General features: G+C 31.0%; 11 protein-coding genes. All 11 read right to left on the reverse strand.

Annotated elements, in window-relative coordinates; genetic code table 11:
• Positions 1-347 precede the first annotated feature (347 nt).
• The gene (locus tag AXY43_RS12575) at positions 348-3,923 is read right to left on the reverse strand and encodes a DNA polymerase III subunit alpha (RefSeq protein ID WP_039773067.1); all 3,576 of its coding nucleotides are present in this window, start codon (positions 3,921-3,923) and stop codon (positions 348-350) included.
• Between the two features lie 103 nt (positions 3,924-4,026).
• Positions 4,027-4,311, reverse strand: coding sequence for a Dabb family protein (locus tag AXY43_RS12580; protein WP_012061005.1), 285 nt, complete (start codon positions 4,309-4,311; stop codon positions 4,027-4,029).
• Between the two features lie 23 nt (positions 4,312-4,334).
• The gene (gene whiA, locus AXY43_RS12585; protein ID WP_017212227.1) at positions 4,335-5,282 is read right to left on the reverse strand and encodes a DNA-binding protein WhiA; all 948 of its coding nucleotides are present in this window, start codon (positions 5,280-5,282) and stop codon (positions 4,335-4,337) included.
• 42 nt (positions 5,283-5,324) lie between these two features.
• Positions 5,325-6,677: a gluconeogenesis factor YvcK family protein gene (locus AXY43_RS12590; protein ID WP_105411634.1), complete on the reverse strand. Its 1,353-nt coding sequence runs from the start codon at positions 6,675-6,677 to the stop codon at positions 5,325-5,327.
• Positions 6,674-7,558 (reverse strand): RNase adapter RapZ, encoded by an 885-nt coding sequence (rapZ, locus tag AXY43_RS12595; RefSeq protein ID WP_017212228.1) that lies wholly within the window; start codon positions 7,556-7,558, stop codon positions 6,674-6,676. Before rapZ ends, AXY43_RS12590 begins: the two co-directional genes overlap by 4 nt.
• Before the next feature lie 225 nt (positions 7,559-7,783).
• Positions 7,784-8,698, reverse strand: coding sequence for a UDP-N-acetylmuramate dehydrogenase (murB, locus tag AXY43_RS12600; RefSeq protein ID WP_012061009.1), 915 nt, complete (start codon positions 8,696-8,698; stop codon positions 7,784-7,786).
• Positions 8,699-8,935: 237 nt separating this feature from the next.
• Entirely contained in the window at positions 8,936-10,801 is a 1,866-nt protein-coding gene (gene uvrC / locus AXY43_RS12605; protein WP_105411635.1) for an excinuclease ABC subunit UvrC, read from the reverse strand.
• 143 nt (positions 10,802-10,944) lie between these two features.
• The gene (locus AXY43_RS12610; protein WP_012061011.1) at positions 10,945-12,414 is read right to left on the reverse strand and encodes a peptidoglycan D,D-transpeptidase FtsI family protein; all 1,470 of its coding nucleotides are present in this window, start codon (positions 12,412-12,414) and stop codon (positions 10,945-10,947) included.
• A gap of 3 nt (positions 12,415-12,417) precedes the next feature.
• Positions 12,418-13,638, reverse strand: coding sequence for an FtsW/RodA/SpoVE family cell cycle protein (locus tag AXY43_RS12615; protein WP_012061012.1), 1,221 nt, complete (start codon positions 13,636-13,638; stop codon positions 12,418-12,420).
• Between the two features lie 152 nt (positions 13,639-13,790).
• Positions 13,791-14,234, reverse strand: a complete 444-nt coding sequence (locus tag AXY43_RS12620) for an FHA domain-containing protein (protein WP_012061013.1) — start codon at positions 14,232-14,234, stop codon at positions 13,791-13,793.
• A 392-nt stretch (positions 14,235-14,626) separates the two neighbouring features.
• Complete coding sequence (gene uvrA, locus AXY43_RS12625) at positions 14,627-17,452, reverse strand: excinuclease ABC subunit UvrA (protein WP_039773070.1); 2,826 nt, start codon at positions 17,450-17,452, stop codon at positions 14,627-14,629.
• Positions 17,453-17,491 lie beyond the last annotated feature (39 nt).

Genomic DNA, 17,491 nt, shown 5'->3' on the forward strand with positions numbered 1-17,491 from the left:
ATTATCAATGATATTTAACCATTTTCTGATATTATTCTAAAATAAATGTCTAAATTTTATGAAAAATTTCACAATACAAATAATTTGAAAATTATTTTACTGAATTTATGACTATACACCGCTAAATATCATATTTTTTCATATAAGCTATCTTCATTTATAACAAGGATAGTAACTGCATTTTTATAATAGTTTTAGTGTTATAAAACAATGAACGTAATTTGTCTTCTCTATTATAACCAATAATCGATAAATTTATATAAAATAATATAATTTTTGTGATATTAATTTTTGTAATATTTTTCATTTGTATATTTACTAAATTTTTAATCACATCTCGTTTCTAATTATGAATCTAATACTTTAACATTCTCATCTCCTAAAGTTTGTCTCAATAAATTCATAACATCACTATCTAGGGAAATCCATCTATCTCTTGGCACCCTAAACTTTTGTTTTCCTTTGCTCTCAAATATATAAATAGGCGTATCTCCAATATATTCCTTTATCAATAATTCTTTTAATTTTTTACTTAAGACAGTAGCTGCCACCTTATCATCGACTCTTAAATATACTTTTGAAGTATTGACCTTCTCTAAAGGTTCTATACTTTCACAAATAAGTTTTGGTGGTTCATCTTCTTTCAAACTTAATCTTCCTTTAACTATTACCAAACTATCTGTTACGCATAATTCTTTTACTTTCTCCAAAGTTTTAGGGAACACTATTACTTCAATCGTTCCAGTTAAGTCTTCAAGTTTTAGGAATGCCATTATAGAATTATTTCTTGTTACCTTCTGATTAACACTAGCAAGTATTCCTCCAAGGATTACTCTATCATTATCTTGTAAGGCATCCTGCCTGTTAAACATATTAATTTCACCCATATCGCTCTCTAGAGAATCATCTAAGGTTTCCTGTACTAAAAATATTTTAGAAATCTCATTTGTTGTCTGCATTTTCAGACTTTGAGCATAGTCATCTAGGGGATGCCCAGTAATATAAAGTCCCGTCATCTCCTTTTCCATAGCTAATAAATTACGCTTAGTAAATTCCTTAATATTAGGATAGTTTACTTCTGGATTCTTTAATTCTTCACTTGCAAATAAGCTTATTTGCCCATCAATATTTCTTCTCTTATCACTAGATATATTATCAATTAATTTTTCATGAACAGCTAACATCTTAGATCTAAAAACATCAAAATCATCTAGAGCCCCAGCCTTTATTAAACATTCAACTGCACGCTTATTTATTGATGATGGATCCATTTTATTTATAAAATCAACTAACGATTCAAATTTACCCTTTTCTTCTCTTGCTTTCACTATGCTTGCTACAACATTAGTTCCAACATTCTTTATAGCCGCTAATCCAAATCTAATCTTGTTCTCTTTAACAGTGAATTTTGAAAAACTTTCGTTTATATTAGGTGGTAAAACTTGTATTCCAAGTTCTTCTGCTATGCCGATATAGTATGCTACCTTTTCACTGATTCCCATGATTGAATTAAGCATTGCTGCAATCATCTCTACTGGATAGTACTTCATAAGATATGCTGTTTGATATCCAACAACTGCATATGCCGCTGCATGGGATTTATTAAATGCATACGAAGCAAAGTCCATCATAGAATCGAAAATTTTATTAGCTATTTCCTCTGAAATTCCATTTCTCACGCATCCTGGTACTATTACTTCATCATTTTCAACAATACCATGAATGAAATTTTTTCTTTCTTCCTCCATGACTTTATGTTTTTTCTTTGACATAGCTCTTCTAACCATATCACTACGTCCCATGGAGTATCCAGCTAAATCTCTAACAGCCTGCATTACTTGTTCCTGATATACTAAACATCCATACGTAACACCTAATATAGGCTCTAATTCTTTAGTTAAATACGTAACTTTTTCTGAATTTTTCTTTCCTTCTATGTATCTAGGAATTTCAGCCATAGGCCCTGGCCTATAGAGCGATATTCCCGCAATAATATCTTCCAATGAATCAGGTTTTAATTCCTTCATGAATGAAGTCATTCCTGGCGATTCAAGCTGGAACACTCCAGCAGTCTTACCTTCCCCTATCATTTTATATACTTCTTTGTCTTCAAAATCTATTTTATCTAAATCAATATCTATCTTTCTATTTTCTCTAATCATATTAATAGCATCATTCATAACCGTTAACGTTCTAAGTCCTAAGAAATCCATCTTAAGTAGCCCAAGCTCTTCTAATGTTGTCATCCCAAATTGGGTTACTATCATTTCTTCATTCTTCTGTAATGGAACATATTCAACTAATGGCTTTGATGCTATAACAACACCAGCAGCATGAGTAGAAGAATGCCTTGGAAGTCCCTCTAAATCCTTTGAAACATCTATTAACGCCTTTACTCTTTCATCTGTATCATAGGCTAATTTAAGCTCTGGATTTAAGTCTAACGCCTTCTCTATAGTTATTCCAAGCATTGTTGGTATCATCTTAGCTATTCTATCAACCTCTGCATAACTATAATTCATAGCTCTTCCAACATCTCGTATACATAGTCTAGCTGCCATTGTACCAAACGTTATTATCTGCGAAACATTACTTGCTCCGTACTTCTCAACTACATAATCAATGACTTCTTGTCTTCTTTCATAACAAAAATCACTATCTATATCTGGCATGGATACTCTCTCTGGATTTAAGAAACGTTCAAAGATTAAACTATACTTAATCGGATCTATTTTTGTAATTCCTAACGTATATGCAACTATTGAACCTGCTGCGGATCCTCTACCTGGCCCTGTAGGTATTCCACTTTCATAGGAAAATCTAACAAAATCCCATACAATTAAAAAGTAGTCAATATATCCCATTTGCTTTATTACTTGAAGCTCATATTCTAATCTATCAACATATTCTTTAGCTTCTTCATAATTTGCTACTACTTCTTCAATTTTACTATAGTCCAAACTCTGATTTCTAAGATTTTCAAATACACTATATCTATCTATCAGACCTTTATAGCAAGTATCTCTAAGATATTCATAAGGATCTTGACCTTCTTCTAGTGGAAATTTTGGAAGCTTAGATTCGTGAAACTTATATTCATAGCTACACTCATTGGCTATCTTAATGGTATTCTCCAAAGCCTCAGGAATATAGGAAAACATATCCCACATTTCATCTGCTGATTTTAAATAAAACTGATCTGAAGGATATCTTCTTCTATGAGGATCATCAATGGTTTTAGCTGTTTGTATACACATTAGTACGTCATGTGATCTAGAATCTTCCTTGCTTATGTAGTGAACATCATTAGTAGCAACTAGTGGTATACCAGTTTCATTAGATAACTTTATATTTTCTTCATTTACTCTCTTTTGTTCTTCCATTCCATGATTTTGTAACTCAATATAAAAGTCACCATTAAAAATTTCTTTGTATGTTAAGGCTGTCTCTTTTGCTTTTTCATAATTGCCTTTAAGATGGTAAGATTGTACTTCACCACCTAAACATGCACTCAAAGCAATTAATCCTTCACTATGTTTTCTTAAATATTCATAATCTATTCTGGGCTTATAATAAAATCCTTCAATAGATGCAACTGATACTATTTTCATTAGATTTTCATATCCAATTTGATTCTTTACTAATAAAACCAAATGATAAGTTGAATTCTCTTTGTCTGGCTGCTTTATATGTCTAGACTTTGGTACGACATAAACTTCACATCCTAAAATAGGTTTTATATCATTTTCTTTTGCTGCCTTATAGAAATCTACAAGCCCATATAAAACTCCATGATCAGTAATAGCAATACTCTTCATGCCTAATTCTTTTGCCTTCTTCATGAGCTTTCCTATTTTTCCTGATCCATCAAGTAAACTATATTCTGTATGCAAATGTAAATGACAAAATTGTTTTTCTTCCATTATCCTCACCTCCTCTTTAAATTAACAGTTAATTTATAGTTTAAAATTTACAGTTTCTTTAGAATTTTTCTAACTAAACTATAAATCCTAAACCATATGTTATTTAGAAATCTAAAGTTTTACTGCCTTCCATATATGGCCCTATAACCTTTTTAACTTTTTCAACATGAAATTCGTTCACGTCATAAGATAAATAATCTTCCTTGTTATCAAATCTTGTTATAATTCCAACATCATAACTTCTATCACTTTTTATTACATCTACCCCTACTTCTAGCTGCTTTAATTCCTTGATCATTCCATTCATAGATAATAAAGTCTTTTCTACAAATTTCAAATTTTCTGTTGTTGGCTCTTTCAATTTAAATAATACAATATGTGTAAACATAATATCCTCTCCCTTTAATTTTATTATTTGCTTGTTCGTAATTCCTCTGCTATCTTTTCTATCTTTCTTAATCTATGATTTATTCCCGATTTTCCTACTGGAGGATCTAGCATTTCTCCTAATTCCTTCAGAGATTCATCTGGATAATTCAATCTAAGCTCTGCAATTTCTCTTAAATTATCTGGCAATCTTTGCAGCCCAATCTGTGATTGGATAAGTTTTATGCTTTCAACCTGCCTTACAGCTGCATTTACAGTTTTAGAAAGATTCGCTGTCTCACAATTCACAAGTCTATTTACATTATTTCTCATTTCCTTCATTATTCTTATATTTTCAATCTCTAAAAGCGATGAATGAGCTCCTATTACATTAAGCAAATCTACTATTTGTTCTCCTTCTTTGATATATACTATGAAACTATTTTTTCTCTGTATAACCTTGGAATTTAAACTGAAAGTATTGATTAAATTCGATAAATCTTTTGCATATTCTTCACTATGAGTTACAAATTCTAGATGATAAGTTTTTTCTGGATTACTTATGCTTCCTCCGCCGATAAATGCGCCTCTTATATATGCTCTTTTTATATCTTCGTCTTTAAAAATATACTCCTCTATTCTATAATCTAAGCTCATTATTCCATCAATTTCTTTAAGTATTCCTGTATCGCTTAATAGTCCCCTAACACCCATTTCTTCAGAAATTACTACCATATAGATATTATTCTTCTTTAAGGAGTTACTCTTTTTCACCATTAACTTTGAATGTATATTAAAGTGATCCTTTAAAAGTGTAAAAATCAATCTAGCACTAGCTGGGTTTTCTGTGGTCATTTTAAAACTAAGTCCACTTCCACTAAAAGCTAATGTACCACTAACCTTCATAATAGCCGATATTTCTGCTAACGCCTCTTCTTTCGAAATATCTATATATCTGCATATCTCTCCTTTAACTTTAGATGAAAATGACATTCTGTTTCCTTCCTTATCTATAAATTTTCTTATAGTTTATAATTAATCAATTACTTTTCCTTTTTCTTCTCTGACTCTTTCCTTAATACGTTGCGATAAATACATATATTCAATTATCTTTTTCTTATCATATAAAAGTTTCTTTTCCATTATTGTATCTACTAATATTTCTGCCAACTTATCTGAATCGTGCTTTATCAATCCATTTTTTACTTTCACTAAATCGTCCCCAACTATTTTTACACCTAGACTATTAATGTCTTCTCTATCTAATTTAACAAGCTCCGCATCATCTTTTTGGTATTTTTCTTTTAATTCCTCTGTTATTTCTCCTGTATTAGCAATTACATAATCAACAATATCTTTCCCACCATATTTGAATAAAACCTTTAAGTGGTCTGACACTTTAAAACCTGTAGTCTCTCCAGGTTGAGTCATTATATTTGAAATGTATATTTTGATAGCACTACTCTTCCTAACTTCTTTTGCAATATCTTTAACAAGCAAATTAGAAGTTATACTTGTATATAAGCTACCTGGTCCCATTACTATAGCATCTGCTTCCTTTATAGCCTCTAATGCCTCTGGAAGAGCTTTTGCATTCTCAGGAACTATTTTTAATTCTTCTATTCTAGATTTTTGTTCAATAGCTTCTTCTGGAATTTGCGATTCACCTTTTACTATATTACCATTTTGTAGTTTTGCAACTAATTGCATATTATCCAAAGTAACAGGTATAACTTTACCTGTTACAGCTAATACAGAACTCATTTTCTGAACTGCTTCCTCAAAATTGTCAGATATTCCAGCCATAGCTGCCAAGAATAAATTTCCAAAGCTTTGATTCTTTAATCTTCCATCAGCAAATCTATACTGAAGTAAATCCTCCATTATTGGCTCCGTATCAGCTAATGCCAAAATACAGTTTCTTATGTCTCCAGGAGGCAACATTCCTAAATCTTCTCTTAAATCTCCAGATCCGCCCCCATCATCTCCAACCGTAACTATTGCAGTTATATTTGATGTATAGTACTTCAACCCTCGAAGCATTGTAGATAAACCAGTTCCTCCACCAATTACAACTATCTTAGGACCCTTTACTAATAATCTTTTTTCATATATTAGACTTTCAATTTTTCTGCTATCTAGAGAAACTTTGATATAGCCTCTATTTACTAAAGCAATTATTGATTTCATCGTTTCAGTAATTGATATATATAAAACAAATATTCCTGTAATATTTAAAAACACATAAAAAACCTGGTAATATAAATTGTAAACCCTATAGTTAACTAGTTCTGTAAATCCAAATGATATTAATAATATTCCGAAAATACCAAACGCTAGCCATCGTTTCACTTTAATTCCAGCCTTAAGCCAATCTTTTATCCTCATAGCTTCTTTTCTCCTTTATGAAGATCTTCAGCTACATCTCTATGCTCTATTTTAGAATTATAGTTTTCTTTATTTAATCTTTCATAAACTTCATTTGCTATTGCGACTGAGCGATGTCTTCCACCTGTACATCCTATAGATATAATTAATTGACTCTTTCCTTCTTTTATATAATTAGGTATTAAATATTTTAACATATCTACTAACTTTTCTATAAAATTCACAGTCTCCTCTTGTTTTAAGACATAATCTTTAACTGGTTCATCATTACCAGAATACTGCTTTAATTCAGGTATATAAAATGGATTTGGTATAAATCTAACATCAAAAACCAAATCTGAATCCACTGGTATTCCATATTTAAACCCAAAGCTTAATACAGTAATTGATAATTGCTTTTCAGGATAAGTATGATCTCCATAATTCTTGTTTATTTTTTCTCTTAAATGCCTTATTTCGTATTTAGATGTATCAATGATAATATCAGCTATATTTTTAACTTCTCTTAATTTCTCTCTCTCCTGAGTAATCCCAGTCAAAACTCTTCCATCTGGAGATAATGGATGGCTTCTCCTTGTCTCCTTAAATCTCTTAATAAGCACTTCATCAGTTGCTTCTAGAAATAATATCTCGTATTTAAATTCATTTTTCTTTAAGTAATTTAGGGCTTCAAAAAAATCTTCAAAGAAAATTCCGCCTCTAATATCTATAACTAATGCTACTTTTTCAATATTTCCGCCACTTTGCGTGCATACTTCTGCAAACTTAGAGATTAACTTTGGTGGAAGGTTATCAACACAAAAATATCCTAAATCCTCCAATGTTCTTGTTGCTTGTGTCTTTCCTGCTCCTGATAATCCTGTAACAATAACAAATCTCATACTACACACTCCCTTTTGCCAAAGACGTCTTCTAGGCACAACTATTACTTCTAATTTACCTTAACATCAAAATTATATCACACTATTATAATTAAATCATAAAAAACCCAAAAGTCTCTAAACTCTTGAGTTTTATATAATTTAGTGTTTATTTACAGATATATTTAACATCTTCAACTTCTATTTTTATTTATATTTTCAAAACTAATATAGTCACTAAAATGCTTAATCTTCACCCCAAATTCTAACTTCAGGATATAAATCTACTCCAAATTGTTTTTTCACTTCATCCCTAACATGATATATTACATCTAATACATCCTTAGCTGTTCCGTTCTTACAATTAATAACAAATCCAGCATGCTTCTCCGAAACACACGCTCCGCCGATAGCAAATCCCTTTAATCCTGCATCCTCAATTAATTTTCCTGCGAAATAGCCTTCTGGTCTTTTAAATGTACTACCTGCTGAAGGATACTCTAACGGCTGTCTTTCTTCTCTTCTTTTAGTTAATTCATCAACTCTAGCTTGAATCTTTTCTTTATCGCCATTAACTAAATTAAAAGTTGCGCGTAATACTATATATCCCTTTTGCATAACTACAGACTGCCTATATCCTAAATTCAACTCTGATTTAGGAATTATTCTAATTTCTTGATTGTCATCAAGTACTTCTGCACTTTCAATAACAAATGAAATTTCTCCGTCATAAGCTCCTGCATTCATGAATACAGCTCCACCTACGCTACCCGGAATACCACAAGCAAATTGAAATCCTGCTAGTGATCCTTCTGTAGCTGCCTTCGAAACGTCTTTAAGTAATGCTCCACATTCTGCAATAATCTTGTTACCTATACATTCTATTTTATTGAGCTCGCATAACTTTATAACAACACCTCTAATACCACCATCTTTAACTAAGATATTAGACCCATTTCCTATTACATAAAATGGTATATTATTTTCTTTACAAATAGTAATAGTTTCTTTTACCTGTTGTATACTGTTTGGAGTTAAAAGTATGTCTACTGGTCCTCCAACTTTAAAGTATATATGTTCACTCATTTTCGCATCTAATTGAATTTGTGACTCTTCGTATAATTTGCTGAACAAATTCTTATATTCTCCATAGTGCTTCATGCCAAAACTCCTCAAACATTTATATTAATCTGCTTTTTGTTTACATGATATAGAATAATTTAAATATTAATCTAAGACAAGTAAATTTTTATTCCGTACTATTATAGCATAATTTATTTATTTTGTTCATGTTTTTAATATATATTCAAAAAATAACATAATGTATTTTAATTATACATCATTGGTACAATAATCTAAGGCTAAAAATTAGGTTGAGATACCCCAACCTGATTTCTTTTATTTTGTATTTCTAAAATACTCTAATACACTATTAGCTGCTTTCGTATCAATTGATTCTGTCTCAAGAAGTTCGTCTAATTTAGCTTTTTTAATATTATCGATACTTCCAAATTTCATTAAAAGAGACATTCTTCTCTTCTGCCCAATATTAGGTATATCATCTAATATTGAATGAAGCGTTCTCTTATCTCTTAAACTTCTGTGGTAAGTTATTGCGAATCTATGAACTTCATCCTGAATTCTTCTTATCATTTGCATCAAATTAGAATTTCTATTTATTATTAATTCATTATTATTATAAATAATCCCTCTAGTTGCATGATAATCATCTTTAACCAATCCACATACAGGTATATCTATTCCTAATTTCTCTAATACTTCAAGAGCTATATTAACCTGACCTTTTCCACCATCCATCATAATTAAATCTGGAAAATTCGAAAACTTTCCACTAGAAAATTTAATTTCTTTATTTTGAATCTCTTCGATCTCTTTTAATCCATGAGTGAATCTTCGGTCTAAAATTTCTCTCATACTATCATAATCATTAGCACTTTTTACAGTTTTTATACGAAATCTTCTATAATCGCTATTCTTAGCTTTACCATTCTCAAATACAATCATTGACCCAACGGAATCTACCCCTTGTATGTTGGATATATCGTAAGCTTCAATTCTAAGTGGTATACTATCAAGTTCTAATAATTCTTGAATTTCCTTTAGCGAAATCATATTAATCTCTTTATCTCTCAAAATCTTATCCTTAAATTGATCTAAAGTGACTTTCGCATTATTTTTAACTAGCTCCAACATTTCTTTTTTCTCGCCTTTTATTGGCACCTTAACGAAGACCCTTGAGCCACGCTTTATACTTAAAAATTCTTCCAAAGCTTCAATTTCATCACTTTCCGGAATGTATATATTCTTTGGAACTTTTGGTGTTCCTCCATAAAATGAAATTATAAATTGTGAAATTATTGTTGTATCTTCCTCATGGGAACTATTTTCAATCATAAAATGTTCTCTTCCAGTTATTTTTCCATCCCTTAAAAAGAATACTTGAATACAGCAATCTTTCTCATCTTTATAGATATTAATAAAATCTTCATCATTCTCTTGAGATTTAAACACCTTTTGTTTTTCTGCTATATTTTCTATAGCAATCATTTTATCTCTTAATGATGCAGCTTTCTCAAATTCTAAATTTCCTGATGCACTTTGCATTTCTTCTTTTAACTTATTTAGAAGGCTCCTATCCTTCCCACTTAAAACTTCCATTATTTCATCTATCATTTTTTTGTATTCAGTTTTAGAAATACGCCCTTCACAGGGTGCATTACATTTTTTTATATGATAATTTAAACATGCTCTTGTCGGCTTTTCGCCTTCTATAATAGATTTTTTACAAGTTCTTAATGGAAAAATTTTTCTAATCAAATTTATTGTTTCATGTACATCTCCTGCATTTGGATAAGGCCCAAAATACTTATTTCCATCCTTGGCATAATTTCTTGTTATAAAAACTCTAGGAAAATCCTCATTAGTAGTCACTTTTATGAATGGATAAAATTTATCATCCTTTAGTGAAATATTATATTTAGGGCTATACTTTTTTATTAGATTGCATTCTAATATTAGAGCTTCCATTTCAGAATCTGTCACTATGTATTCAAACTCAGCAATATTTTTAACCATTGCCTTTACTTTTTCCGAATGATTTTTAGAATTTTGAAAGTATTGGCGCACTCTATTTTTCAATATTTTTGCTTTTCCCACATAGATAATCTCTCCAAGTGAGTTTTTCATTAAATAAACCCCTGGTTCATTTGGTAGAATTTTTAATTGGGCTTTAAAATCAAACATTCCAACACTCCTTCCTTTAAATTCAAATACAAAAAAGTGAAGAGTTTATAAGGAAAATCCTTTTATTATTTCCAATTCAGTACTTTTAAGAAATTTCAACGGTTCTCCAATAACTATTCACTTTTTATCTACCATATTTAATTTTAATTTCCAATAACCGCTTGCCTAATTAATTTTCCTGCTATCGGTGCTGCCGCACTCGCTCCGTATCCTCCATTTTCAACTATTACAGCAACTGCAATCTTAGGATTGCTCGCTGGTGCAAGCCCAATAAACCATGAATGAGGTTTAGCGCTTTCTCCATTAGCAAGATTATAATCAGCTGTACCAGTCTTACCTGCTGCATCAGTTCCTTGAAAATAACTCCAAGTAGAGTCGATTCTTGAATCAACTAAATTTTTCATATAGTCTTTTATAATTGCAGCATTAGCTGAACTTATAACTTGTTTATTCACCTTTGGTTCCACTGTCTTAACTACATTACCATCCTTATCCACCACTTGGCTAACGAGTCTTGGCTCCATCATCTTACCATCATCAGCCACTGTACTTGCAACCAAAGCCATCTCCATAGGCGTAGCTAAAATACTACTTTGGCCAATTCCAGATTGAGCTATGCTACCAATTTCCGCTTTAGATAACTTTGGAAATTGACTCTGATCTATTTTAAATCCATCAGATTCTACTGTATTATTAAAACCAAACTTCTCCGCAGTAGCTTTTAACTTATCATTTCCTAGCTCCATTGCCAATGTACCAAATACAAAATTACTTGATAATCTATAGGCATCCTTTAAATCTATTTCACCATTAACTTCTCCATTATCATTGCTCAATGACTGTTTATCGTTAAATACTATTTTACCTGTATCATTAAAAGTTCTATTTGTAACCCCAGGCATATTTTCTAATGCGCTGCTAAGAGTTACTGTTTTAAATGTTGATCCTGGCGGGTATTTTCCTGATACTGCTCTATTTATAAACGGACTATCTTCATTAGAAGCTTTCATTGAGCCTTCCAAATCATTTGGATTGTACGTTGGCTTAGAAACCATAGCTAATACTTCTCCTGTTTTTGGATTTAAGGCTACCACTGCACCCTTATTACTTCCAAGTGCATCATATGCTATTTTTTGAAGTGTTGGATCTAATGTAGTTATAACACCATTCCCAACTTTGACCTCATCTTCTTTTCTATTCTTAAACATTGATTTTAACTTATCTATGCTAAAATCTTTAGTTAGATTTAAAATATTGTTAGTAAGCTTGTTGTATGTGGTTAACTCACTATCATAATTTGCCTCTAATCCTGTCAATCCATATCTTGGATCTACATATCCTAGTGCGTGAACATATAAATCTCCGTTAACATAAGTTCTTTTTTGTGTTAGCGCATCTACCCTTGCACTTGTTGTAAGCGGATTTTTATTTCTATCATATATGGTTCCCCTCAAAACTTCATTTCTTCTTGCCCAAAGCCTTTGATTACCTTCACTTTCAGCTATAGTAGGAGCCGAAAAAACTTGAAAATATGCAATATACGAGATAAGAGCTACAAAGCAAAATAAAAAAACTACCATTACCTGTTTTATACTATTAGAAACATTTTTCAATTTTTAGCCCTCCTCCGATATCTTTTGAAGTATTGCTAGTGCAAAAAACATAGTTATTATTGAGGAACCTCCAGCACTAATAAGAGGCAATGTAATCCCTGTCAAAGGTATTACTGCAAACACCCCTCCTATTATAACTAGAACCTGACATGCTATCATAGCACTGAGGCCTATGGCATTAAGTTGTGAAAATCTATCTTTGATTCTAAATGAAGCCCTCATTCCTCTATAGAAAAACAAGAAATATATTATCATAATTCCAAGTCCAAATACCATTCCCAATTCCTCACAAATTACTGCAAAAATTAAGTCTGATGTATTTACTGGCATAAATCCTGGGTATCCTTGGCCAAGTCCACTTCCAAACATTCCACCAGAAGAAATCGAATATAATCCTTGAACTATCTGATATCCCGTAGTATCTTTATACTTCCACGGATCCCTCCATATTAATACTCTTTGCTGTACGTGCGGAAACAGTTTATATGCAAAAATAGATCCCAACACAAATAATATAAATGTTATTACCACATACTTTTTCTTTCCAGTTGCAACATACAACATTGTTAATGAAATACCAAAAAATATTAACGCAGATCCTAAATCCTTTTGCCCAACTAAACATCCTAATGAGTATACAACAACCAGTGCAGGTTGCCAAAGTTGTTTGAAATCTTCTATTATATTATTTTTGTCTTCATAATCATGTAAAGCTGCCGCTAAGTATATGGCAAATGTTATCTTACCAAATTCCGATGGTTGAATACTAAATCCACCAATTCTAATCCAGTTAGTTGCACCATAAACTTCTTGATGCGCGAACAATGCTAGAGGCATTATAAGCAGAGTTGCTATCAGATATACCTTCTTGTACTTAACAAAATCTCTTATATCTGGAATTATCACTACTAGAGCAATAAATACAACTATTCCAGCTGCAAAATACATTAACTGTTTAATAGCAATATCAGTATCCAATCTATATAGTACAGCTATACCTATTACTGACAATATACATGCAAATGTAATCAAAAATTTATCCCCATGGGGATAAAACTTCCGTATTAATATTTGGGTAGCAGTTATTAAGCCACATACTATCAACCCCATGTATATAGCGCCTTTATCCATGTCATCTTTCAATATTGCTAAATTTGTAAAAAGCGCTATACATAACAAATAAGTTAACAGTAATAGCTTTATTTCATCTCTTTTTATCTTCAATCCATATCACCCCACCGTGCTATTCCTTTGATATTTAGATTTCTAAAATACTTTTGTAAAGCCCAGCGGAAAATATAGCTTTACAATACTTCCCCGCTGAGCCTAATTTTTTCAATAAAAAATTCTTTTAATATTCTCTTTATTCGAATATTTTAAATTAAAATCTTAAAAATTGCCGTACCAATTCTTATCTCATCTTTATTAGACAGTTTTGCTTTGCCACTTATCTTATTCTTGTTTAAGTAGGTACCATTTGTGCTATTTAAATCTTCTATAAATAAGCTACTATTCCTTATGATAATTCTTGCATGACTTCCAGAAACATGTTGATCACATAATACAATAGAATTATCATCTTTTCTTCCTATTGTCAAATCCGATCTGATAGGAATAATAGATCCATCTTTTAAATCTTTGCTACTTCCAGAATCTATAATTTCTAAGCCATAACTTCCTTTTGCTGCAGTAGGCCTTCTTTTCTTCCCTCCGTTTTTAACATCCCTATACATTATCTTTAGCGCATAGTATATTATTACATACAGTATAATAATAAAAACAATTCCAAAAAAACCAGCAATTATTCTCGAAAAACTCATATTTTCACCTCAATATTCATTCCTGTATCCATTATATATGTAAAATAACTTTTATATATGTAAAATAACTTTCAGAAATTTATAAGTTATAACTTACATTTACCTCATTAATGATTATACAATAAAAAAGTAAGTATGGCATGCAAAAGTGCCACTTAATTAATATATATTATTATATCATCTATATTATTTTAATATCTACTTATCATATTCTGTCCTATAATGCCCCAATTGTCAATTTTCAATATAATTTCTTCATAAAAACTTTATTATTTTTAATTTTATATTATATATATATATATATTGCCAATTGAGCATTATAACTACCAATTATAGGTTTTAATATTATATAGTTCTAAATATGAGTACCTATTCATTAATATTCATAAGTTTTATTTAAGCACATCTTTCAAATATTTACCTGTATAAGATTCTTGAACCTTACATAATTCTTCTGGAGTTCCACATTTTATAATGGTTCCACCCTTATCTCCGCCTTCTGGACCTAAATCAATCAAATAATCTGCACATTTTATCATATCTAAATTATGCTCAATTACTACTACAGTATTTCCTGTTGCAACTAAACTTTGAAGTATTTCTATTAATCTACTAACATCATCTACGTGTAATCCTGTTGTTGGCTCATCCAATATATATAGAGTTTTTCCTGTGCTTCTCTTTGATAATTCATATGCTAACTTAATTCTTTGAGCTTCTCCTCCTGATAATTGAGTTGAAGGCTGACCTAATCTAATATATCCAAGTCCTACATCATTTAATGTCCTCAACTTATTCTCAATTCTAGGTATATTTTCAAAGAACTTCAACGCTTCTTCAACTGTCATTTTTAATACATCATCTATATTTTTCCCTTTATACTTTACTTCTAAAGTTTCTCTATTATACCTCTTTCCTTTACACACCTCACATGGAACATAAACATCCGATAGAAATTGCATTTCTATTTTTATTATTCCATCTCCAGAACAAGCTTCACATCTTCCACCTTTAACATTAAAACTAAATCTACCTTGCTTATAACCCCTCATTTTAGCTTCCGTAGTTTGTGAAAATAACTCTCTAATTATATCAAATGTGCCTGTATAAGTTGCCGGATTAGAACGAGGTGTTCTTCCAATCGGACTTTGATTTATATCTATTATTTTATCAATATTTTCATAACCAACTATTTCTTTATGGTTTCCTACTGGATTTTTGCTCTTATTTACTAATCTATTTAACCCTTTATAAAGTATTTCATTTACCAGAGTACTTTTTCCGGACCCAGAAACTCCTGTGACCATAGTTAAAGTACCAAGAGGAATTGAAACATTTATATTTTTTAAATTATTTTCTTTAGCGCCTACAATTTTTATTTTTTGTCCATTACCTTTCCTTCTCGCTGCCGGAATTTGAATTGATTTTCTTCCAGTTAAATATTGACCTGTTATTGATTTTTCACATGCCTTAACTTCATCAAGTGTTCCAGCAACAACTACTTCTCCTCCGTGCTCTCCTGCACCCGGTCCAATATCAACAATATAATCTGCTTCCTTCATAGTATCTTCATCGTGTTCTACAACTACTACTGTATTTCCAACATCTCTTAGATTTTTCAAAGTATGTATTAGCCTATCATTATCCCTTTGATGCAATCCAATACTTGGTTCATCTAATATATATAGAACTCCCATAAGTGCTGAACCAATTTGTGTTGCAAGCCTTATTCTTTGTGATTCCCCACCTGATAAGGTTCCAGAATTTCTTGATAAACTTAAGTAATCTAAACCAACATCTAGCAAAAACTGCAATCTATTTTTAATTTCTTTTATAATCTGCTCACTTATAAGTTTATTTTTTTCTGAAAATTCCACTCCATTTATAAACTCAAGTTCTTCTTTTATTGACATACTTGTAAATTCATATATATTTTTTCCACCAACAGTAACTGCTAGCACTTCTTTTTTCAATCTAGCGCCTTTACATTTTGGGCATGAATCATTGCTCATGTATTGCTCTATTTCACCCTTTATAAGATCTGAATTACTCTCTCTATACCTTCTGCTTAATGCATTAATTTCCCCCTCAAATGCATAACTATAAATAGCTTTAACTCCATCTTTCACATATTCAATTTTAAGTTTTTTTCCACCTGTTCCATACAACAATAAATCAACATGTTCTTTATCCAAATCTTTTATAGGCTTGCTTAAATCTAATCCATACTCTTTAGTTAGAGCTTGAAGTATTGCATATGTCCAAGAATCTTCTTTTAGTCTTCCACTTCCCCAGCTTGCTATAGCTCCTTCCATAACACTTAGCTCTCTATTAGGTATAACAAGCTTTTCGTCTATCTCCATAAGACTTCCAAGCCCATCACAATGATCGCACTTTCCATATGGAGCATTAAATGAAAATAATCTAGGCGATAGCTCATCAATACTTATTCCACAATCTGGGCAAGCAAAATTTTCGCTAAATAAAGTTTCTTCTCCTCCAATAACGCTAATTATGACTAATCCTTCGCCCATCTTTAAAGACGCTTCTACAGATTCTGTAAGTCTACCTTCAATCCCTTCCTTTATAACAATTCTATCAATAACAGCTTCAATATTATGCTTTTTATTTTTATCTAACTTTACTTCCTCTTCAGTTAAGTCATAAATTTCCCCATCAATCCTTGCTCTAACAAAGCCGCTCTTCTTTATATGTTCTAATATCTTTTCATGAGTTCCTTTTCTCCCTTTAACTACAGGTGATAATACTTGAAGTTTAGATCTATCTCCATAACCCATAATTTTATCAACAATCTGATCAACAGATTGTTTAGTAATTTCTTTACCGCACTTTGGACAGTGAGGAATTCCTACTCTTGCATATAATAATCTCAAATAATCATATATTTCAGTTATTGTTCCAACTGTTGATCTTGGATTTTTACTTGTAGTCTTTTGATCTATTGATATTGCCGGTGATAATCCTTCTATATATTCTACATTCGGTTTATCCATTTGTCCTAAAAATTGCCGTGCATAAGAAGATAAAGATTCCACATATCTTCTTTGCCCTTCAGCATATAATGTATCAAATGCCAATGATGACTTACCTGAGCCTGATAATCCTGTAAGTACAACTAATTTATCTCTCGGTATTTCTAAACTTACATTCTTTAAATTATTAACTTTCGCACCTTTTATTACTATCTTATCGTTCATTAAACTAACCTCCTACTTAATGGACAATACATAATTTAT

The organism is Clostridium sp. MF28 (assembly GCF_002969175.1).
Taxonomy (GTDB): Bacteria; Bacillota; Clostridia; order Clostridiales; family Clostridiaceae; genus Clostridium; species Clostridium beijerinckii.

Excerpts from the sequence above, each read along its gene's own strand:
- AXY43_RS12575 (WP_039773067.1), bottom strand. The coding sequence starts at position 3,923 with ATGGAAGAAAAACAATTTTGTCATTTACATTTGCATACAGAATATAGT.
- AXY43_RS12580 (WP_012061005.1), bottom strand. The coding sequence starts at position 4,311 with ATGTTTACACATATTGTATTATTTAAATTGAAAGAGCCAACAACAGAA.
- whiA (WP_017212227.1), bottom strand. The coding sequence starts at position 5,282 with ATGTCATTTTCATCTAAAGTTAAAGGAGAGATATGCAGATATATAGAT.
- AXY43_RS12590 (WP_105411634.1), bottom strand. The coding sequence starts at position 6,677 with ATGAGGATAAAAGATTGGCTTAAGGCTGGAATTAAAGTGAAACGATGG.
- rapZ (WP_017212228.1), bottom strand. The coding sequence starts at position 7,558 with ATGAGATTTGTTATTGTTACAGGATTATCAGGAGCAGGAAAGACACAA.
- murB (WP_012061009.1), bottom strand. The coding sequence starts at position 8,698 with ATGAAGCACTATGGAGAATATAAGAATTTGTTCAGCAAATTATACGAA.
- uvrC (WP_105411635.1), bottom strand. The coding sequence starts at position 10,801 with ATGTTTGATTTTAAAGCCCAATTAAAAATTCTACCAAATGAACCAGGG.
- AXY43_RS12620 (WP_012061013.1), bottom strand. The coding sequence starts at position 14,234 with ATGAGTTTTTCGAGAATAATTGCTGGTTTTTTTGGAATTGTTTTTATT.
- uvrA (WP_039773070.1), bottom strand. The coding sequence starts at position 17,452 with ATGAACGATAAGATAGTAATAAAAGGTGCGAAAGTTAATAATTTAAAG.